The sequence below is a fragment of the Desulforhopalus sp. genome (genome assembly GCA_030247675.1).
GTDB lineage: Bacteria > Desulfobacterota > Desulfobulbia > Desulfobulbales > Desulfocapsaceae > Desulforhopalus_A.
The window spans coordinates 225,589-245,987 of record JAOTRX010000003.1; the positions used below are offsets into that span (position 1 = coordinate 225,589).

Genomic DNA, 20,399 nt, shown 5'->3' on the forward strand with positions numbered 1-20,399 from the left:
TTTTGTCCATGGGGTCATCATTGTGTATGCTTTGTACGAGCATATTGATAATTATTTTATCCTGTAAAGGCTTGAGTTTCGTTTGGACTGACAAACTGCTCAACTCAGTTTTATCTTCCCTTCACTTAAGGAAGTACCGGTATGCAGACATTATCCTCATTACAGCAATCACCTGAGATTGTACAACTTCTTAAAATGGCCTCCACTATAGCTGTAGTTGGCCTTTCGCCAAAAGAAAATAGACCGAGCAATATGGTTGGGCGATATCTCGTTGAGGCTGGTTATACGATTTTTCCGGTTAATCCTGGCCAAAGTGAAATCTTGGGCGAAAAATGCTATCCAGATCTTAAGTCATTGCCTTACCCGGTTGATATTGTAGATATATTTAGAAAATCTGAGGAAATTCTGCCAATTGTTAAAGAGATCATCTCCTTGCCAGCTCTTCCCAAAGGAATCTGGATGCAGCAAGGCATCAGAAATGATGAGGCCGCGGAGCTTGCGAGAAGCAAGGGTATCGTTGTGGTCATGGATCGTTGCATAAAAGTTGAGCACGAAAGACTCCGCCATTAAAGACACTTCCTTTAGCAATATCTCCCATATATCTCTCGCCCAGAACATGGAACCAAGTATTCTCAGCATTCGTGGTGCACGAATGCATAATTTAAAGAATATCGACGTCGATTTACCACGAAATAGTCTCGTCGTTTTTACCGGAATCTCAGGATCTGGTAAGTCAACGCTCGCTTTTGATACTCTGTATGCTGAGGGACAACGCCGTTATGTAGAATCGCTTTCGACCTATGCCAGACAGTTCCTTGGTCAGATGGATAAGCCGGATGTGGACGCACTGGAAGGCTTGTCGCCTGCAGTATCGATTGAACAGAAGACAACGAGTAAAAATCCGCGTTCCACCGTTGGCACGATAACGGAAATATACGATCATTTGCGCCTTCTTTTCGCCCGTTGTGGACATCTTCATTGTCATCAGTGCGGCAACGAAATTCAGGCCCAGTCGGCAGAGGACATGGTAAATACGCTCAGTGCCATGCCCGATGATACGAAGGTTATCGTACTGGCTCCGCTTGTTACCGAGAAAAAGGGGCGGCATGAGCAATTACTGGCAAGAATTCGGAAAGAGGGCTTTGTGCGTGTCCGAATCGACGGCGATATCGTTCATGCTGATGATATTGCCCCGCTCGATAAAAACAAAAAACACTCTATTGAAATTGTTGTTGACCGGCTTGTTATAAAAAAATCTATCCAGCGTCGATTATCAGAATCGGTGAGTACCGCCTTAAAACTAACCGGTGGGTTGCTTTTGGCGCTATTTCCTGAAGATGGATCGGAAAAGCTGTTCAGTGAATTAGCTGCATGTCATAAATGCGGAATTTCTATGCCCCCGCTGTCTACTCAACTTTTCTCCTTCAACAATCCACAAGGAGCCTGTGTTGAATGTGATGGCCTTGGCGTCAAGCAATACTTTGATCCTTCACTTATTGTTCCAGACCGGAATAAGTCAATCAACGAGGGGTGCATTGCCCCATGGGGATGGCGTAAGGAGGAGTCTTACACTGGACATATGCTTCAATCGGTAGCAAAACATTTCGGGGTATCGCTCGGAACACCCTTTGCCGAACTATCTGAGAAAGTACAGAATGTCTTTCTTTATGGTTCAGGAGAGGAGGAGATTGCTTTTCACTATCAAAAAGGCCAAAGAGTTTTGTCGGCAGTCAATCGATTTGAAGGTGTCATTCCGCAATTAGATCGACGGTTCCATGAAACCCAGTCATCAATGATCCGTGAAGAACTCGGCAAGTACATGAACGAACAGCGATGCCCACTTTGTTTGGGAGCTCGGTTGAAACCTGAGGCATTGGCGGTGCGGGTGGGCAACTGGTCGATTTATCAACTCACATGTTTACCTATAGAAGGGCTTCTCCAGGAATTACCTCTTTTGCCTTTTACCACGCGCGAAAGAAAGATTGGCGAGCCAATTCTTAAGGAAATAATCGATCGCCTGTCCTTTCTTGAAGATGTAGGCTTAGGATATCTTTCGCTGGAAAGGAGGGCCGGAACTCTTTCAGGAGGGGAAGCCCAGAGAATTCGTCTGGCGTCGCAAATTGGGTCTCGACTTGCTGGGGTTTTATATATCCTTGATGAACCGAGTATCGGACTGCATCAACGGGACAACCAAAAGCTTATCAACACCTTGCTTGAGCTACGAGATTTAGGTAATAGTGTTATTGTTGTTGAACATGATACCGATACCATTCTCGCCGCTGACCACGTGCTTGATATGGGCCCAGGTGCGGGGATACACGGTGGAGAGGTTGTATATAATGGATCGATTGCAGGTCTCCTCGCAAACGAGAATTCGGTGACCGGTAATTACCTGGCAGGGCGGCTGGCAATTGAGACACCAAAGCTCAGACGGCCGATAACAAAAGGGATAGGGCGGTGGCTGCACTTAAAACATTGTAAGACTAATAATCTGCAAGACATCTCAGCTTCGTTTCCTCTTGGTGCCATAACCGCGGTCACGGGTGTTTCCGGATCAGGAAAAAGCTCATTGGTAATTGAAACTCTCTATAAACTTGTGAAGGGAGGGTTGAGCGGCAAAGCAACAACTTACCGGCAAGATGGAGCGGAATTGTCAGGCCTAGAGTGCATTGATAAAATTATCGACATCGACCAGAGTCCGATTGGCAGGACCCCCCGTTCCAATCCTGCAACATATACAGGTGTCTTCACACCTATACGAGAGCTGTTTGCCCGATTGCCTGAGTCCCGTTCCCGAGGGTATCTACCAGGGAGGTTTAGTTTTAATATTAAAGGGGGGCGCTGCGAGGCATGTGAAGGTGAGGGTGTCAATAGAATAGTGATGCATTTCCTTCCAGATATTTATGTTGAATGTGATGTTTGCAAAGGGAGACGCTACAATAGTGAAACTTTAGAAATCCAGTATCGTGGAAAAAACATCCATGAAGTCCTTATGATGACAGTCGAGGAAGGCTTAAATTTTTTCAAAAATGTACCCTCAATCCATGGGAAATTGCAGACATTATATGACGTTGGTCTTACATACATTTCACTTGGGCAGTCTTCCGTAACCCTATCAGGAGGAGAAGCTCAACGAGTCAAACTGGCAAAAGAGCTCGCCGGCCGAAGCAGTGGAAGAACACTATACATCCTTGATGAGCCAACAACTGGTCTGCATTCTGCAGATATAAAACATTTGCTTGGCGTGGTTAATCGCCTCGTCGACCAAGGAAATACTGCTGTTATAATAGAGCACAATCTCGATGTGATTAAAACTGCCGATTGGATTATCGATATTGGCCCGGAAGGGGGAGCTGGTGGTGGACAAATTGTCGGGATAGGCACCCCAGAGTCAATTGCCAATTCGGAGGCCTCGTATACAGGACAGTTCCTTCGTAAGGTGCTTCCAGCAGAATAGCAAAGTGGGTGGTCTCGCTAGTTACTTGGTGCGAAGTACGTTTTAATCACACCTTTATATTGCAAGGGTATACGTTTCGTTTGAACAGGAAAGCTGATCAAAGCAGCTTTATAACGCCCAACATAGTAAATGGTTTTTATTCTTAGGCCTTCAATACAATAACATGCAATTTCACTGGAGAAGAAAATGACAGAAAACGCAAATAATGGCAATTCGACTAGACCGGAATTTCGGATGCAAAAGATGTATATAAAGGATTTATCTTTCGAGAATCCTAATTCGCCACAGATCTTTACTGCTCAGCAGAAGATGGATCCAGCGGTTGAAGTGAATTTACAGCTCAATAATACGAAGATTGACAATGATCATTGGGAGGTTGTTCTAAAGGTAACGGCAAAAGTCACATCAAAGGATGAAAACAAGGTGCTTTTCATCTTGGAAATTGAACATGCTGCAGTTTTCATGCTGCGAAATATACCCGGAGAACACATTGAGATGCTATTGGGAGTAGATTGTCCTACTCTTCTCTTTCCATTCACCAGACAGATCGTGAGTCAGGTTTCTGTTGATGGAGGATACATTCCATTTCTGATGGAACCAGTGAATTTTATGGCTCTTTTTCAGAATGCACAAAAGAAGAAAGAAAAAGAAGAAGCGAAGAACTAGAAAAACCAAAGGGGGAATCACCAGTTACGGTAATTCCCCCTTAACATACTGAGAAGTATCTTTAAAAAGATTATAGTCCGTAGGTCACGAAGTGATCAACGAGAGTAGCGACCCCTTTATCAATGGCCTTATTGAATAAAGCGTCGTATTGATTATCGGCAAAAAAGGTTTCGGGAGAAACAAGAACCCTGACCCTATTCGTCCAGATAACATTGCCGGTTGATGCTTCTTGTACCCATATTCGCATCTGTACAACGGCCTGATCAACTTTGCCGCTGGTATGAGATACCTCGCCGGCAGCGTAGCCAACTGTTGCCCAAAGGATGCTGTTGGCAGTTTTTCCTGATTTGCCAAAAACAGATTCGCCTTTCGAATATGGCCACGCCGGAGATGACTGCTTATAGCCCATTCTTCCGGCGATAAGCATACCAGTTAGAGATTCATTCCTCTCGTCATATTCGTCTGAACTCGCGAAACCATGAAGGACTCGATTAGCCCCACCGTTGACGAAGGGCAGAAGTCCTTTTTTCCAAGGAGCCCACGAGGCCTCGTCTCGGGTTTTATATTCAAGAATTCTACCTCGAACTACGTAATCTGCATTGAAGTGCCTGCCAATTTTAGCAACAGTTTGGGCGGTTAATCCATGGGTTCCAGCATTATCTTCGGATTTTCGATTTACTTCTTGTTCAACCTGTTCTTTATACCTGCTAATTTCACCTTTCATTTCTTCTGACCAGTCATTTGTCAGTTCATCCGAAAGAGACTTGGTGTCGGCACTGCTATACCCTGAAAGTTTAATGATTCGTTCTTGAACAAGGTAATCGAAAACATCCTCTTGAATAGGCAGGCCAAAACCATTTGAAACCAAACGGTCCGTCAGCGATTCAGTAATAGTCATATCTCGTCTTTTAGCGGATTCAAGATTCCCCTGGGAGTAATCAGCAAAAGGGAGGATGACAATACTTTTACCACTTCCAGGGGCATTGAATGCAGGACCGTTTGTTACATTCAGGGTCTCTTTCACAGTCTGCCCGCAACCTGCAAGAGCTATTGCAAAAAACCCTATGACGAGACATTTCAACCTATACATGTTGATCTCCCTACTGAAATTTATAAATTTAACACTAAATTAGATAATCCGAGGCCTTAAGAGAATGATTAGCTCCCGTTTCAGATGTTCTTTTTCTTCATATCCAAAGAGGTATTTGAGAAATGGCACGTCTCCGAGCATAGGGGCAAACTCTCCGGTTGAATCATTGTAGTCGGTTATAAGACCGCCGATAACCAACATTTCACCGTCATTTACCTTTACGGTTGTACTCATCTCACGAACATTAATGATTGGGAGGCCGACTGTTCCACCGAGGTTACCGACGTCTTTGTAAAGAATCGGTTCTTGCAACTCCGAGGTAATAGGAACCAGATTCATGATAACCTCATTTTTTCCAAGAATGGTTGCGGTCAATGCCATACCCACACCCGAGAGGATTCTCTCCGTCTTGACTGTATACGTAATAATGTTTGTGTCGGAATCAATTTTGGAATCAATATTGTCAATGTAAGTAACGTTTCTACCAACAGTAATCATCGCTGGTTGACCGTTCATAACACTGATTTTAGGATTGGAAAGAATTTTAGTGTTACCTTGTTCATTCAGAGCATTGAGGAAAAGATCAAATGGAGCATTCTCCATAAATATGTTCGATACAAACTGGCCCGGATTGATTGTTTTGAAGTAGGCTTTTTTGGTGTCGTCGGTATAGGTTATTGGACCACTTTTGGCGTCGTTATTATAAATGAACGGGTAAACTTGCCCGAAATCAGTGCCGGGTATAGGGCTTCCAAATGTAGCAATACCATTGAGGTTAAAGTTCTTTAAAACACTGCTCCAGTTAATGCCGATACTAGAGGCATCCCGCAACTGCACCTCGATTATCTTAGCTTCAATCGAAATTTGCTGATAGAGCGACTTCTTGAGGGTTGTGATATACGCATCGATCTTATCGAGTATAGGGCGAGGAGCGGTGACGGTAATCAGTCCAACAGGCTTGTCGATAATATAGTATCCTTGGCCTCCTACTGATTTGTCCTGCTTAGCAGCAGTTTTATCAGTTTCTTTCTGACCTTCAGAATCCTTGTTGGTATCAACGCCTGATTTATTTTTCGTATCGTAATTTCGTGCTGCCTCTTCACCTTTACCGGCGCTAGTAGCAGTTTTTTCCACCATACTTTGTTCCCGGCGGTAGGACCAAATATTCATTATACTTTCAATATTAAGCTTAATATTTTCCCAGATATCAAACTCGTTGTCCTTGCTCTTAAGGGCAATTGTTCCTTCAATATTCTTTGCATTATCACTGTTTCCGAGAACATTTCCACCTGTCGCGGTTGTGTAATTCTGTTTGGTGAAGGGCATGGCAATTTGAAACTGCCGTGTTTCTTTGTATTTAATAACGATAGTGTTGCCCTGCATCTCATGATAGTAGTCAACTTGCCGGAGCATTTGGTCAAGAGATTGATAAAAATCATCGTTGGCGTTTATATCAACGTCAACCAAAGCATCTCTATCGACGTCACTTGCCCAGGAAACATTCATACCCTTCAAAGTGGCAAGCCTTTTGACTATATCCCAAAGAGGTTGGGGGCCTTTTGTTGACGTTATACGCGCTCCAACTTTTAGCTTTCCTTCATTAGCGATAGCAATATCCTCTCCTTCTGCTTTATCAACTACGTAGGCGGCAGTTTGATATTTTACAGGGAGACTGGCAGATTGTGCAGCATCAAGAGCAGATTTGCTTTTATCACCAAGAGTAGTCGAGTCACTAACAACTGAAGATTTTGAATCTGGAGACTTTGCTTTTTCAGTTATGCACGAGCTGAGAAAGAGCGTTAGCAGCAAGAGGCCACCGCAGCAGGTAATATTCATTATAGACTTCATGATATCCTCTTGAACTGAAATTTTAAAAAAATCATTTATTTTCATAACTCATCTCTCAATTTAAATCCTTAACCGCGAGACGACCTTCAATAAATTTTTTTAAGTCGGGGCGCACTTGGAATCCAGATGCTAAAACAGCTTTATACTGTTGAGTGGCCTCTTTGGCGCGACCAAGTTTGTCGAGAATTCGAGCCCTGCCGACCATTGTGTCGATATTTTCTCCGTGTATAGAGTGATATTTATCCAAGAGCTTGAGAGCTGCATCGTTGTAGCCATTATTTTCGCTGAATGCGGCATAACTGATAAGGGCTTCCTTCATCGGTGGTGAGCCGCTAATACTCTGGGCAAAGTAGTCCTTTGCCTCATTAATCTTTTGCATGTTGGCAGAACCAATTGCCGCATAAAGAGCTGCACGAGCATTTGATGGATCGCGCTGTAAAGTTTGTTTTGCAACGAAAAGCGCTTTTGAGTTTTGGCCGAGGTTGACAAGATAGAGGGCCGTTAACCGGTTAGAGAGCATGGAATTTTCGGGCCAGAGTTCATAGGCCTTCGAATACAGAAGGGCTGCCTCCTCAATTTCTTGTTTATCTTCGAGTTTTTTGGCCTTGGCCATTAACTCTTTAGCCTCCATGATCTCTTTTGATTGGGCTGAAGATTTTTCGATAACCAAGGCCTCCTGTTCAATGACCTGAACGTCAGCTTGAAAAGCGAGATTGTCTTCCGCTCTAGTTGGCCAAACAAAGGCTTTTTTGCTAGGGTATATTACTATTGTATTAAAACGTTCCTCTTTCTTCAGATCCATCAAATTGAGAATGATATCCAAGGCAAAATCCCAAGGCACGTCATTGAGTGCTAGAGTAAGTGCACCTTGAACCTCTTCGTCAACGATTATATTAAGATCAGTAATTTGTCTAAAAAGACGAAATACATTATGAATGTCAATTTTATAAAAATCGACACTGATTTTTTGTTTGTTGTATCCTGAAAACGAAAAGTCATTTTCAAGAGCTGCTATTTTGGCAGAAGTGGATGTGGCGTCTTGCTTCTCTGACCCTTTGTTAAGTAGCTGTTGCGACGATCCAATCAGTGTATCAAGTGTACTGTCGGTAGGCTTGGATTTCTCGGGAGATTGACTTTTGCCTGATGTAAGATTCGGTGCGCCAGATGATTCATTTATGACTATGTTCAGTCCATTAGGAACCGGGGCAACAGTGTATTTGAACAGCTGGGAGTTCCCAGAATCGAAAACAATCCTCGCCCCCTTATCCTTTGGGGCTACTCTTACCTTTGCCACAGAGGTACCTATTTGTTTCTCACTGGGAAGCTCGTTGAATTTCACATTATTTATATCAATATACATCCTGGGGGGTTGATCTGTTGCACCACTAATAGTGTCAACTTTGTAATTCTCAATCGAACTATTGGCAAGAATCGTAATCGTAGTTGAACTAGGGCTACTTGCTACTTTGAAATCTTTTAAAACTAAGGGGCCTCCCTTTTGATCATTAGAGTTTGTGGTTGTTGCCTTTGAATTGGCTGGGTGCAGCTTTATCTGCAAACTATTGTCTTTAGCTGTTACAACGTAATCATGGCTGTCAGCCAAGGTGAATTCAAAGCGCATCACTTGTGGACTCTGATTCTTGAGATCAGAAACAGCAAGTCGAGCGAAACGATTTTCAGGAATTTTTTCGACTTTTTCCGCCAAATTCTGAGCGTAAGAAGCACCAGCTACGTCAATCATTATGCGAAATGGAGAGAATCGCTCGGATACAGTGTAAACAGGCGGGGAGTTTCCGGTGAGATTGTAGGTAAGAACATTGTCTGAAATATCGACCTTAACGTCTGAGATTTCATAAGAAACAGCAAGTTCGGATTTTGCAGCCGGAATTTGAAAAACGAACAAAAGGCAAAATGCGAACAAAACAGCCGATTGAAGTTTGGCTAGCCATTTAAGCATTTTCTATTTTTCTCCCTCTTTCTTCTCTTTCTTGAGTAGCATAACGACCTCGGTGACGGTTTTCTTTCCTGCTCGAGTCACAGCTGTCTCTTCAATGACGACCGATTGTGGCGTGAAATTCTTGACGACACCCCTCCGACCAACTTTTGTGCCTTCGGAGAGGACATATCCCTTGCCGGTGAAATCTTGAACCATCGCGAGATTCTCCCCACCCTTTTTTATCAGAGCTACGAGAGTCAGTTGACCAGGTTCAAAAAGCTGCATCCCCGTCAGCGGTTCGCCTGCATCAACTATTTCGTCCATATCAACAGTGGAAGCAGTAGCTCTTTCTGTTATGAATGGCACGAACGGATCCGGTCGGTTTTCGAGTTTGTATTCGAATTGTACACTGCTGCTCGGTTGATTTGGAGGTGATGCCGGGAGGATCCCTCCTTCATTATCAGCCGAGACAGCAACATTTAAATGTAGAAGAAGAGTACAAAAACTAACGGACACAAATAAAAGACTCTTCGCACAAACATTTCGTGATAGAGGCAAAAATGAACAATCATCAATAAGGCTCATGAGTCTCATTTGGTAGGTGCCGTATTAGGCGCTTTGTTAGTTTTTGGGTCACCTGCCTTGGGCAGCTCAACGTTAGTAAATCGGTAGGTGACCAAAGTGCAATCAGAGCTTAGAAGCATCTCTTCACCCTCTTTTTTAGGGGAGCTCATTTTTATATTTGAAACAGAAACGATTCGCTCCAGTTTGCTGACATTATCAAAGAAGAAGCCCATATTGTGGTAGGGGCCGCGAACGTTTATGGTAATAGGAATCTCTGCATAAAAGTCCTTTGGAACATCTGCAAGTGGCTTGAATGTCAAGAAATCAAGACCGGCACTTCTCCCAAGAGCTGAAATATCTTTGAGGAGCTTTGGAATTTCTTTATCTTTGGGAAGAAGCATTGAGGTTTCTTCAAACTTTGCCGTTGCCTCCTCAAGCTCTTTTGTAAATTTTTGGAGATCGGCGACCTTTGCTTCAACTTCCTTAAGCTCTTTAGTCAGTGTTACTTTCTGGTTTTCAAGTTGACCTATCTTTGTGTTATTCGGCTCAAAAAAGGCAAAATAAAAGGCAATAATAGGGAGCAAGGCAATGGCAGCCACAATACCGAGTTTGATCTTTGGCGAGAGTGGGATATATTTTTCGTCAATGAAGACTGCTAATTTTTGATTGCTCGTTTTCATGCTTTCATGACTGGAAGTGTTAAACAGAGTTATTTTTTAACTTCAGCAACTTCTTGTTTTTTTGATTCCGGTTGTGCAACTGCGCAACTAAGGTCGAAACTTTTTAAATTTCTTCCTGATACCACCTTTTGCAATGAATTTGTGAGAGTAACATCTTGAACAAACGGAGATTCTTTCAGTTTGTCCATGAATTGGGCAATAGTCTGATTGTCAAGTGCAACCCCAGATAGAGTGAGAGCATTATTCTGTTGTTGCAAGGCCTCCAGCCACATCCTTTGCTTATCAATTCTCGTAGCGACCTCGTCGAGAAGTCGAACCGTTAGCGAGGAATCGGTTTTCAATTTTTTGATGATTTCCGTTTTCCTGGAAAGTTCTTCGCGTTCTTTTTTCAGCTGTGCGATCTTATTCAGGGTAGGAGTATGAGAGGCCTTTTTGGCGTTAAGGGTGCTAATATTCTCTTCAAGGCCTTTGATCTTTTGCGCCTGGAGAACACCAACAATAGCTAGAGAGGCCAGAATTAGGACAAAAAGAGCAACCATCCCCATCAACTGCCTTTGGGCACTGGCTCTTTTCTTTAATTGCCTAACTGGTAATAAATTAATCTTAAGCATTCCTAATCCTTGCCAAAATGATAGTTAGATAGCGGATGGCCTCAAAGCGATCCCGGTAGCAATGGCCATTTCTGGTCCTATGCTAAGGAGATAATCTGGATCAATTTTTTTACGATTGAACTCCATATTGAGAAATGGATTAAAAAGCTCTACGGCCACCTTTGTCTCTTGGGCGAGAAAATCAATAAGACCGGTGACCTTTGCGCCTCCACCGCTTAAAATCAATCTATTAAGAGGTTGATCCGGATGATTAGAGTGGTAAAGGTCTATAGCCTTCTTTATCTCTAATACCCACTGGGTGCAAGTTGCTGAGAAAATTTCCTCAACCTCGTGTTTTTTCTCTTCTGCAGGCAAGAAGCCCAGCTTTATTGCCTCGGCCTCTTCAAAGTCGATATCAAAAACGTTCATTATTTGTTCTGTGAGCTGGCGACTGCCAACAATAATATCCCGGGCCACGACTGATACACCTTGGGATATTATATTAATGTTCATTTTTGTTGCCCCGATATCTACTAAGGCGACGTTCTCTTGAGTTCGATAGTTATGCTGGTAGCTGTTCTCAAGGGCGAAACCGTCTACATCAACAATAACTGGGTTGAGATTGATGCTGCGCAACATTTCCAAATAGTCATTGACTATTTCTTTTTTGGCAGCGACGAGCATTACATCAGTACGATCATTATCTTTCGTGTTGGTCTTTAGATCTTGAAAATCAAGATAAACGTCGTCGATATCAAAAGGGATATATTGTTCAGCTTCAGATGTGATGTGGCTTTCCAGCTGAGCATCGTCCATAACCGCAAGATTAACCTTTTTGACAATTACCGAATAGCCAGAAATTGAAAACCCAACCGCTCTGTTTTTGATTTTTAAATTCTTGAACAGGTCGGATATAGCTTTGCTCACTATCTCTGGCTCGTTAAGCGTCCCATCATCGACTGCGCCTTCGGGTAGCACGGTACTGCCAAGAGTTACAATGGCGTAACTATTGGATGTCTTTTTGAGTTGACACACCTTGACAGCGTGGGAACCAATGTCCAAACCGACCACTAAGTCTTTTTGAGATCCAAACGGCAATTTCATAGCAGAAAACATCAAGGAGATTGATCGGGTTGTATTAGGCCCGAGTTGGCAATATACCAAAACACCTGACTTTCCGTATACATAACGCTATTAGCGCATAAAATTTTCCTTTTGTCAAGAAAAAGAAGGTAGATTCGTTGGAAAAATGTGCTTATTTAACAGGACTTTAAAAACCATTTCAAGCTAGGAATGCAGGTCTGCACACTATGGGTGGAAGTCTTTTGTCTGGATAGCTCTTTATGTTGTGGGGTATCATAGCCTTTTGATTCTTGAAGGGATTTTTAATAGTTCTCATCAACTCCCTTGTAATTGAGTCGTATTTCAAGTAGTTTTGGCAAGGTATTTTTAGGGCAAATGAAGTCTATTAAGCGAAAATGAGGTGGAGTTTGGCTAGGGAAGGAAGAGATAAAAGTGTTTTTAGGGAATATTTTGAAGCAATATGCATTGCCATTCTTCTGGCATTGTTTATTCGGACATTTATCGTACAGGCTTTTAAGATTCCTTCGGGATCAATGTTGCCGACCTTGTTGATAGGAGATCATCTGCTCGTCAACAAATTTCAATATGGGGTTAGAGTTCCGTTCTCTGGCAAACTCTTGATTCCTTACAAGAAGCCGGTTCGTGGTGATGTTGTTGTTTTTCGATATCCGAAAGATAAATCTATCGACTACATCAAGAGAGTTATAGGTACCCCTGGGGATACCGTCGAAATTCGAACTAAAAAAGTATTTGTCAATGGCGAACAGGTTGATGATCCTCACGCAAGCATCAGTTCTCCCGCAGTGTTAAGTGCAGCTTCGAGTCCTCGTGATAATTTCGGTCCAGTGCAGGTGCCAGAAGGAAAGATTTTTGTAATGGGTGATAATCGAGACCACAGTTATGACAGCCGGTTTTGGGGTTTTGTCGACCAGGATGATATTTTGGGAAAGGCATTCCTTCTCTACTGGTCCTGGGATATTGATAAATCACTTTTTTCTATTGATCGCCTCGCTTCAGTTCGTTGGGGGCGATTGGCAAAAATTATCGATTAATACTGGATATGACAGAAAACTCAGAGCAGGATTATCAGTTCCGGCATAAAAATATCTTTGGAATTGAACAGTTGTCTGTTGCCGATATATCCCACATTCTCGCCACAGCCCGATCTTTTCGTGAGATATCTGGGCGACCGATCAAAAAGGTTCCGACTCTCCGTGGCAAAACCATTGTAAACTTATTCTTTGAGCCCTCCACTCGGACCCGACTTTCTTTTGAAATCGCCGCAAAAAGGATGAGTGCCGACACCTTTAATATTGCCGCCTCAACCAGCTCCGCTACGAAAGGAGAGACACTCGTCGATACAGCTAAAAACATTGAGGCAATGAGTCCAGATGTTATCATTGTTCGTCATTCTAGCTCGGGTGCCCCGCAATTACTTGCCAAACATATCAATGCCGCTGTTATCAATGCGGGAGATGGGGCGCATGAACATCCCAGTCAGGGCCTTTTGGATATGATGACGGTGATGGAGCACAAAGGGCATCTCGCGGGACTGAAGATAGCAATTGTCGGTGATATTGCTCATAGCAGGGTAGCGATATCGGATATTATCGGTTTTACGAAAATGGGTGCAAATGTTTCTGTCGCTGGACCGCAGACGTTTATGCCTTCTCATATTTCTCTGCTTGGCGCCAAGGTTTGTTCTTCTGTGAAAGAAGCTGTAAGTGGTGCAGATGTGGTCATGGCTCTGCGCATTCAACTGGAACGCCAAAACGATTCACTCATACCAAGTTTGCGGGAATACTCACAGTTTTTTGGGATAAACCGGAAACTTCTTGAGCTTGCTAAAGAGGATGTGATAGTCATGCACCCGGGCCCCGTTAATAGAGGTGTTGAGCTAAGCCCCGATGTCGCTGATGGCGGCAAATCTGTCATTCTTGATCAAGTCGCCAACGGTGTTGCCGTGCGCATGGCTCTTTTATATTTGGTGCTTGGTGGAAATAAAGGCGGAGATGGACAGGGTGAGATCAGATGAACGGAATAATTCAGCTGAAAAATGGTCGGATAATAGATCCAACACAAAAAAGAGATGAAATTGCTGATCTATGGATCGAAAACGGAATTATTGTCAACCCTCCAAAAACTCCTGCTACTGCCATTGAGGTCCATGACGTAAAGGGGTGTTGGGTTGTTCCTGGACTCATAGATCTGCATGTACATCTTCGCGAGCCCGGAGAAGAATACAAAGAAACCATTGAAACTGGTTGCCGAGCTGCAGCTGCGGGCGGATTTACTGCGGTAGCATGCATGCCGAACACTAAACCGGTTAATGACAATGGCGCAATCACCAGATTCATTTTAGAAAAGGCCGCTTCATGCGCGGCCAGAGTATATCCGGTTGGCGCAATAAGCCAGGAAAGCAACGGTGAGAAACTTGCTGCGCACGGCGAGATGAAGGCTGCTGGAGCTGTTGCCCTAACAGATGATGGGCGTCCTGTCCTCGACAGCCGGCTGATGCGACGTGCCATGGAATATGCTTCCTCCCACGAAATGTTGATTATGTCCCACGCGGAAGAGGTCTCCCTGAGCAGAGGCGGATGTATGCATGAGGGAGAAATTTCAACCCGCTTGGGGCTAAGGGGCATACCTGCCGCCGCCGAGAGCATAATGGTATATCGCGAAATCGCCCTAGCAGAATTGACAGGTGCCCGTGTGCATATTTCCCACGTAAGCTCTGAACAATCCCTTGCTCTGATACGTAATGCCAAGGCCAGAGGCGTGAAGGTTACCGCTGAAACAGCGCCGCATTATTTCACTCTCACCGAACGGGCGGTTCTTGGGTATAATACCCACGCTAAAATGAGTCCGCCTCTGCGCACGGAAAAAGATCTGCAGGCCATTCGAACAGCCTTACGTGATGGTACTCTTGATGCTATTGCCACTGATCATGCACCCCACTCAATATTGCAGAAAGAGGTTGAATTCAATCTGGCGGCAAATGGGATTGTTGGTTTGGAGACATCTTTACCCCTTGGTCTTGCCCTCGTCCGTGAAGGGGTTATCGGTGCCGATCGTCTTATTGAGCTTATGAGCTGTGCTCCGGCGGCGATCCTTGGGGTGGCCGGAGGGACTCTTCGGGTTGGCGGAACAGCGGATGTGACGGTTATCGATCCGCAAAAGCGCTTTACCTTTTCTACAGAAAAAACCTTTTCATTAAGCAAAAACAGTCCTTTTGATGGCTGGGACCTTCAAGGCAAAGCGGTCTTGACCATCCTCGCTGGTAGAATTACTTACTGTGATATTTGATAATCATTAAATAATTACCCCGTCATTTTAGCCATTCCCTGGTCAATTCTTCCACGATTCAGATGTGTTGCACTATAGTGTTGTCTACAAATGGCAGTGCACGGACGACATGTATCCCCTCGGGACTGACTTGGGCTTGGTAAATAAGCACTTGAACGCCGCTTGCTATCGCCTGGTAAAGGGTCTTTCCATAATTCGGATCAATTTCATTTGCCGGTGAAAAGCGGTCCGCATCCATGCGTTGGACAAGAAAAAATATGGTTGCTTGAAAGCCATCTTCGACCAGGCGTATGAGTTCGTGGAGGTGCTTTGAGCCCCGTGAGGTAACTGCGTCTGGAAACATCGCGCAGCCGTTAATTGCCAAGGAGCAATTTTTAACCTCAACAAAGGTGCTCTGTGTTCCTTTAATTACCTGAATGTCCAGCCTGGTATGGCATGAAGTCTTTACTTCGGTCACCACTGCGTCGATGTTTGCAAACTCGGCAATTTGTCCGTTACGAATAGCTTCAACAACAAGCGTGTTTGTCCTTGCGGTGTTAACTCCTACCCAGATCGTCCCGTTCTGGGTCATCTCCAGGGTATATTGATACTTCCTCGCCAAATTATTCGACTTCGACAGGAAAACCGCACAGCCGGGTGTTGAGCAGCCGAGCATGGTGCCCGTGTTCGGACAGTGGGCGGTGATGATGCTGCCGTCTTCCAGCCGAATATCGGCAAGAAAACGCTTGTATCTCTTGATGAGAAGTCCCTTGGTGAGGGGAGTTAAGAATTGCATGATATCGAGGTGTATTTCATCTTGAGGTTGCTTATAACTGCGGATAGTGATACATATTTGTATCAAAACAATTTGCAGGTGGAATCAATAAGATCAAATTTTCAGGATGTGAAAAATGAAAATTTCTTATTGAGTTTCCATTCTAATAGAAAAGAGGAGGTCGGGCTATGAAATTAGGTATTAACGGGTTAGGACGAATTGGAAAACTTTCTCTCTGGCACCATGTCGCGAGAAAACACTTTTCCGGAGTTGTTATCAATATAGGCCGGGAGGTCGGACGAAATCTCAGCGATCTCGCAACAATGCTTGAAAAAGATTCAACCTATGGGCGCTTGGGTTCGTATCTGTACGGCTATAAGTGCCCAAAGATTATCGAAGAACTGAATGAAGAAAAGGGTACCATGGTCGTAAATGGCGTGCCCGTGACTATTTTGCGTGCCGCTCGCGACCCAAAGGATATCGCCTGGCAGGAGAACGGTGTCAAGCTGGTGGTTGATACCACCGGTGTGTTCACTGATCCAACGACTGATCCCGGTGCTGACAAGGGCGCCTTGCGCGGGCACATGCTCGCTGGAGCTGAAAAGGTCATTCTCTCTGCGCCATTTAAGATTAAATCAAAGGGATTGGATATGCCGGCTGATGCCATCACCACGGTTATGGGCATCAATGACGAGATGTACGACGCAGCTACACATTCGGTCATTTCTGCGGCCTCCTGCACGACGACCTGCCTGTCGTATATGATCAAACCGCTCTTGGAGAAAGTCGGCGCGGACAAGATCCTCAGTGCGTCAATGGTTACCGTGCATGCCGCAACGGGCAGCCAGCAAGTTCTTGATCGACTGCCAAAGACCGGGGCCACTGATCTGCGCAAAAACCGCTCCATCCAGAACAATATCATTCTTACCACTACGGGTGCTGCCAAGGCCTTAGCACTGGTTATTCCGGAGATGTCTTCCATCGGATTTATGGCGGAATCGGTGCGCATTCCGACGACAACAGGGTCTCTGATCATCTTGGTAGTAAATCTTCAGGATGAGTTGGAATACCCAATTAAAAGGGATGCAATAAACGGAATTTACAAGGAATTTTCTACGGTTAACCCTTATCTTAAATTCTCCGAGGAACAAAACGTGTCTTCCGATATCATCGGTTTGCCGGCTGCCGCGGCGGTGATTGAGGGCTCCGAGACCCACACCAGAACGGCCAATATCCAGGTGAACCTGGCAAAGGTAAAAGCAGACAGCCTTCGCCCAGGGGCCGATCCGATCGTCAATGTGCCGGTTACCCAGGCTGTTGTCTATGGTTGGTATGATAATGAGCTCGGCAGTTACACCAATATGCTCGGTGACTTAACTGTTCGTATCAGCGAGGGGATGTTGTAGCAGATCTTGATCACTGTACGAGCCATGGAGCCGGCTGATCTTGGCGCTGTCTTGGAAATTGAAAATGGCGAACCGTCGCCTTGGTCACTTGCTGCACTTCGGCAAGAACTAGAGGTTCGATCGGGATTGCGACTGGTTGCCGAGGATGCGGCGTTGCGAATAGTCGGTTGGTGTGCATGCCGATTGATGTGGCCAGAGGTGGAACTACTAAAAATCGCTGTTGCCAAGAGGGTGAGAAGAAGGGGCGTTGGGAGCGGCATATTGAACCATCTCCTTGAAAATCTGCGGCATGAAAAGTATTCGAACCTTTTTTTAGAGGTTCGGGCAAAAAATGTGGCTGCGGCCGGTTTTTACCACGACCACGGTTTTCAGCAAGTTGGACGTCGCCGGGGGTATTATTCAGAGCCAAAAGACGATGCCCTGCTATTACGAAAGGATCTTTACCCCTCGGGTGGAAAGAGTATCATCCCACCTCTTTAGCGAGGGGTAGCCATTTTGAGTCTTGAATCCTGTTTGCCTGGGGTCAAAAAGGCAAACAATTAGATTGGGAGATATTATGAAATCAATTGGTGATTTTTCTTTTTCCGGGAAACGGGTGCTGCTGAGGGTCGATTTTAATGTGCCGATGGATGAGCAGAAACGAATTACCGATGACGCGAGGATTTGCATGGTTTTGCCGACCATCCGTCATATTCAGCAGGAAAAGGGCAAACTTATTATCTGTTCGCATATGGGGCGACCGAAAGGAAAGCGTGTCGCTGATCTTAGTCTTGCGCCGGTCGCTAGCCATCTCGAATCACTCATTGGCATAAAAGTGACCTTGGCGCCGGATTGTGTCGGCCCGGAGGTAAGGGCATTAGTCGATAAAATGGCGGATGGGGAAATTTTGCTCCTTGAAAACCTGCGGTTTCACATTGAAGAGACTGCTAACGACCCGGGGTTCTCCGAGCAACTGGCGAGTCTTGCCGATATATATATCAATGATGCCTTTGCCGCCTCCCATCGAGCGCATGCCTCGGTGGTTGGAGTGCCGGAGCGGGTTGCGGATAAAGGCGCCGGGCTTTTGCTGCAGAAGGAAATGGACTATTTCAAGAAATCCATGGCGGAACCTGTCCGGCCATTAGTGGCGGTTATCGGCGGAGCCAAGGTCTCGTCCAAGCTTGGCGCCCTTGAGAATATGTTGGGCAAGGTCGACTGTATGATCATCGGTGGGGCGATGGCCAATACCTTTCTGAAAAGTCAGGGGGTGGAAGTTGGCGCATCGAAGGTAGAGGATGATCTGCTTGATACCGCGAAACGTTTTGTCCAGGCAGCTGAGGAGAAAGGTGTCAAACTCTATCTTCCTGTTGATTTCGTGGTAGCTGACAAGTTTGCCGCTGATGCGGTGACCAAATTCGTGACCTTCCGCGATATCCCCACCGGTTGGATGGCCCTTGACATCGGTCCGGCCTCAACGCTGCTCTTTCAGGAAGCCCTGCAGGATGCGAAAACAATAATCTGGAATGGGCCGATGGGGGCCTTCGAAATGGACGCCTTTGCCGGTGGGACGATGGCCTTATGCCGAACCGTGGCCGCTGCCCATGCATTGTCGATTGTTGGTGGTGGCGATTCGAACGCCGCGGTTAAAAAATCCGGAGAGGAGAAAAATATCTCCTATATGTCCACCGGTGGGGGTGCATTTCTGGAACTCATGGAAGGCAAGGTGCTACCCGGAGTAGCGGTGCTTGAATAATAGAACGGCGGAGCATGGGAGAATATTATGGGTACACGTAAGGCCTTAATCGCCGGCAATTGGAAGATGTACACGACGGTCGTCGACGGGTGCCGGTTGGCACTCGATGTGGCAAAAACCTGCAGTGATTTTGGCGACCGCGAGGTGCTGCTCGCCCCGCCGTATACCATCCTCAGTGAAGTGGCGCATGTCCTTGCCGGCACCTCGATTATCCTCGCTTCACAAAATGTCTGCTGGGCGGAGAAAGGCGCGTTCACCGGTGAGATTTCTCCGGTAATGATCAAGGATGCCGGCTGCAGGGCGGCGATCGTTGGTCATTCGGAGCGACGGCAGATCTTTGGCGAGACCGATGAGCTGATCAACAAGAGGGTGAAAGGGGCCGTGCAGTTTGGTCTTTTAACCATACTGTGCATCGGCGAAACCTTGAGCGAGCGGGAGAGCGGCCGGACCTTTGAAGTGTTGGCCGATCAGGTGCGAAAAGGACTTGCTTCGTTGACTGCTACGGATATGGCCAATGTCGTGGTTGCCTACGAACCGGTTTGGGCGATTGGCACCGGCAAGACAGCGAGCAAAGAGCAGGCCCAGGAGGCCCATGCCTTTATCCGGGGAGTTCTTGCGCAGATTTTTGAAAAAACCGTTGCTGAGCAAACACGGATATTGTATGGTGGCTCGGTTAAACCAACCAACATTGACGAATTGATGGCGCAGGCCGATATCGATGGTGCTTTGGTTGGCGGGGCCGCCTTGGATGCCGAGTCATTCGGTCGAATTATTCATTTTCAATAAATTGTACCTCTGAAAGCTGCATGGATACTCTGCTCATAATCGTACACGTCATTGTCTGCCTGTTTCTGGTCGGCATAGTCTTGCTCCAGCATGGTAAAGGAGCGGATATCGGTGCGTCTTTTGGCGGATCCAGCCAGTCTCTTTTCGGAACCGAAGGACCGCTGCCGTTGCTGAACAAGATAACCACTGCTTCGGCGATAATTTTTATGTTGACTTCCGTTACATTAGCGTATATTTCATCCAAGTCCGGAAGCTCTTCGGTGATGAGCGGGGTTACTGTCAGTCAACCGGCCCAGGTGCAAAAGGTTGTAGAGCCGCAGGCAAAAGAAGAGGCGGCGGTTGAAGCACCGGTTGAGAAAACTGCTGAGCCCGAAACTAGTACGGAGAAGAACACGAAATAGCAGATGACAAATTTGCCGAAGTGGTGGAATTGGTAGACGCGCACGCTTGAGGGGCGTGTGGGGAGACCCGTGCCGGTTCGAGTCCGGCCTTCGGCACCAT

At 45.7% G+C, this 20,399-nt stretch carries 19 protein-coding genes and 1 tRNA gene; 12 read left to right on the top strand and 8 right to left on the bottom strand.

Features of this window, described 5'->3' with window-relative positions; translation table 11 throughout:
• The first annotated feature begins 141 nt into the window (after positions 1–141).
• From OEL83_08270 to secB, 3 genes are all read left to right on the top strand, one after another.
• Positions 142–570 carry a CoA-binding protein gene (locus tag OEL83_08270; protein ID MDK9707030.1) on the top strand — a complete coding sequence of 143 codons (429 nt, stop codon included), beginning with the start codon at positions 142–144 and terminating at the stop codon, positions 568–570.
• Between the two features lie 46 nt (positions 571–616).
• Positions 617–3,457, top strand: coding sequence for an excinuclease ABC subunit UvrA (gene uvrA, locus OEL83_08275; GenBank protein ID MDK9707031.1), 2,841 nt, complete (start codon positions 617–619; stop codon positions 3,455–3,457).
• A gap of 186 nt (positions 3,458–3,643) precedes the next feature.
• Positions 3,644–4,123 (top strand): protein-export chaperone SecB, encoded by a 480-nt coding sequence (gene secB, locus OEL83_08280; GenBank protein MDK9707032.1) that lies wholly within the window; start codon positions 3,644–3,646, stop codon positions 4,121–4,123.
• A 70-nt stretch (positions 4,124–4,193) separates the two neighbouring features.
• On the opposite strand, the gene OEL83_08285 is transcribed toward secB, so the two are convergent.
• The 7 genes from OEL83_08285 to OEL83_08315 are packed head-to-tail and all read right to left on the bottom strand — an operon-like array spanning position 4,194 to position 11,935.
• Entirely contained in the window at positions 4,194–5,213 is a 1,020-nt protein-coding gene (locus OEL83_08285; GenBank protein MDK9707033.1) for a hypothetical protein, read from the bottom strand.
• Positions 5,214–5,252: 39 nt separating this feature from the next.
• Positions 5,253–7,106 (bottom strand): type II and III secretion system protein, encoded by a 1,854-nt coding sequence (locus OEL83_08290; GenBank protein ID MDK9707034.1) that lies wholly within the window; start codon positions 7,104–7,106, stop codon positions 5,253–5,255.
• 10 nt (positions 7,107–7,116) lie between these two features.
• Positions 7,117–9,018, bottom strand: coding sequence for an AMIN domain-containing protein (locus OEL83_08295; GenBank protein ID MDK9707035.1), 1,902 nt, complete (start codon positions 9,016–9,018; stop codon positions 7,117–7,119).
• A gap of 3 nt (positions 9,019–9,021) precedes the next feature.
• On the bottom strand, positions 9,022–9,582 hold the full coding sequence (locus OEL83_08300) for a pilus assembly protein PilP (protein MDK9707036.1): 561 nt from the start codon (positions 9,580–9,582) through the stop codon (positions 9,022–9,024).
• A gap of 5 nt (positions 9,583–9,587) precedes the next feature.
• A complete protein-coding gene (locus OEL83_08305) occupies positions 9,588–10,241 on the bottom strand; it encodes a type 4a pilus biogenesis protein PilO (protein ID MDK9707037.1) in 654 nt (217 codons plus the stop codon).
• 29 nt (positions 10,242–10,270) lie between these two features.
• The gene (locus OEL83_08310; GenBank protein MDK9707038.1) at positions 10,271–10,852 is read right to left on the bottom strand and encodes a PilN domain-containing protein; all 582 of its coding nucleotides are present in this window, start codon (positions 10,850–10,852) and stop codon (positions 10,271–10,273) included.
• A 24-nt stretch (positions 10,853–10,876) separates the two neighbouring features.
• A complete protein-coding gene (locus tag OEL83_08315) occupies positions 10,877–11,935 on the bottom strand; it encodes a pilus assembly protein PilM (protein MDK9707039.1) in 1,059 nt (352 codons plus the stop codon).
• A gap of 386 nt (positions 11,936–12,321) precedes the next feature.
• Here OEL83_08315 and lepB point away from each other — a divergent pair, with 386 nt between their 5' ends.
• From lepB to OEL83_08330, 3 genes are read left to right on the top strand one after another with little or no spacing between them, the layout of a single operon-like run.
• Positions 12,322–12,966 (top strand): signal peptidase I, encoded by a 645-nt coding sequence (gene lepB, locus OEL83_08320; GenBank protein MDK9707040.1) that lies wholly within the window; start codon positions 12,322–12,324, stop codon positions 12,964–12,966.
• A gap of 8 nt (positions 12,967–12,974) precedes the next feature.
• Positions 12,975–13,949 (top strand): aspartate carbamoyltransferase catalytic subunit, encoded by a 975-nt coding sequence (locus OEL83_08325; GenBank protein ID MDK9707041.1) that lies wholly within the window; start codon positions 12,975–12,977, stop codon positions 13,947–13,949.
• A complete protein-coding gene (locus OEL83_08330; GenBank protein MDK9707042.1) occupies positions 13,946–15,220 on the top strand; it encodes a dihydroorotase in 1,275 nt (424 codons plus the stop codon). The genes OEL83_08325 and OEL83_08330 overlap by 4 nt, the downstream gene beginning before the upstream one ends.
• A gap of 58 nt (positions 15,221–15,278) precedes the next feature.
• Here the strand turns inward: OEL83_08330 and sfsA are convergent, their stop codons facing one another.
• Positions 15,279–15,995: a DNA/RNA nuclease SfsA gene (gene sfsA, locus OEL83_08335; GenBank protein MDK9707043.1), complete on the bottom strand. Its 717-nt coding sequence runs from the start codon at positions 15,993–15,995 to the stop codon at positions 15,279–15,281.
• Positions 15,996–16,162: 167 nt separating this feature from the next.
• Here sfsA and OEL83_08340 point away from each other — a divergent pair, with 167 nt between their 5' ends.
• The 6 genes from OEL83_08340 to OEL83_08365 all read left to right on the top strand — a co-directional run bounded on the left by OEL83_08340 (position 16,163) and on the right by OEL83_08365 (position 20,398).
• On the top strand, positions 16,163–17,380 hold the full coding sequence (locus OEL83_08340; protein MDK9707044.1) for a glyceraldehyde-3-phosphate dehydrogenase: 1,218 nt from the start codon (positions 16,163–16,165) through the stop codon (positions 17,378–17,380).
• Between the two features lie 6 nt (positions 17,381–17,386).
• Positions 17,387–17,860 carry a ribosomal protein S18-alanine N-acetyltransferase gene (gene rimI, locus OEL83_08345; protein ID MDK9707045.1) on the top strand — a complete coding sequence of 158 codons (474 nt, stop codon included), beginning with the start codon at positions 17,387–17,389 and terminating at the stop codon, positions 17,858–17,860.
• A gap of 76 nt (positions 17,861–17,936) precedes the next feature.
• Entirely contained in the window at positions 17,937–19,112 is a 1,176-nt protein-coding gene (locus OEL83_08350; protein ID MDK9707046.1) for a phosphoglycerate kinase, read from the top strand.
• A gap of 27 nt (positions 19,113–19,139) precedes the next feature.
• Positions 19,140–19,898, top strand: a complete 759-nt coding sequence (tpiA, locus tag OEL83_08355; GenBank protein ID MDK9707047.1) for a triose-phosphate isomerase — start codon at positions 19,140–19,142, stop codon at positions 19,896–19,898.
• Between the two features lie 20 nt (positions 19,899–19,918).
• Positions 19,919–20,299, top strand: coding sequence for a preprotein translocase subunit SecG (secG, locus tag OEL83_08360; protein ID MDK9707048.1), 381 nt, complete (start codon positions 19,919–19,921; stop codon positions 20,297–20,299).
• 14 nt (positions 20,300–20,313) lie between these two features.
• A tRNA-Leu gene (locus tag OEL83_08365) sits at positions 20,314–20,398 on the top strand.
• The last annotated feature ends 1 nt before the right edge of the window (position 20,399 follow it).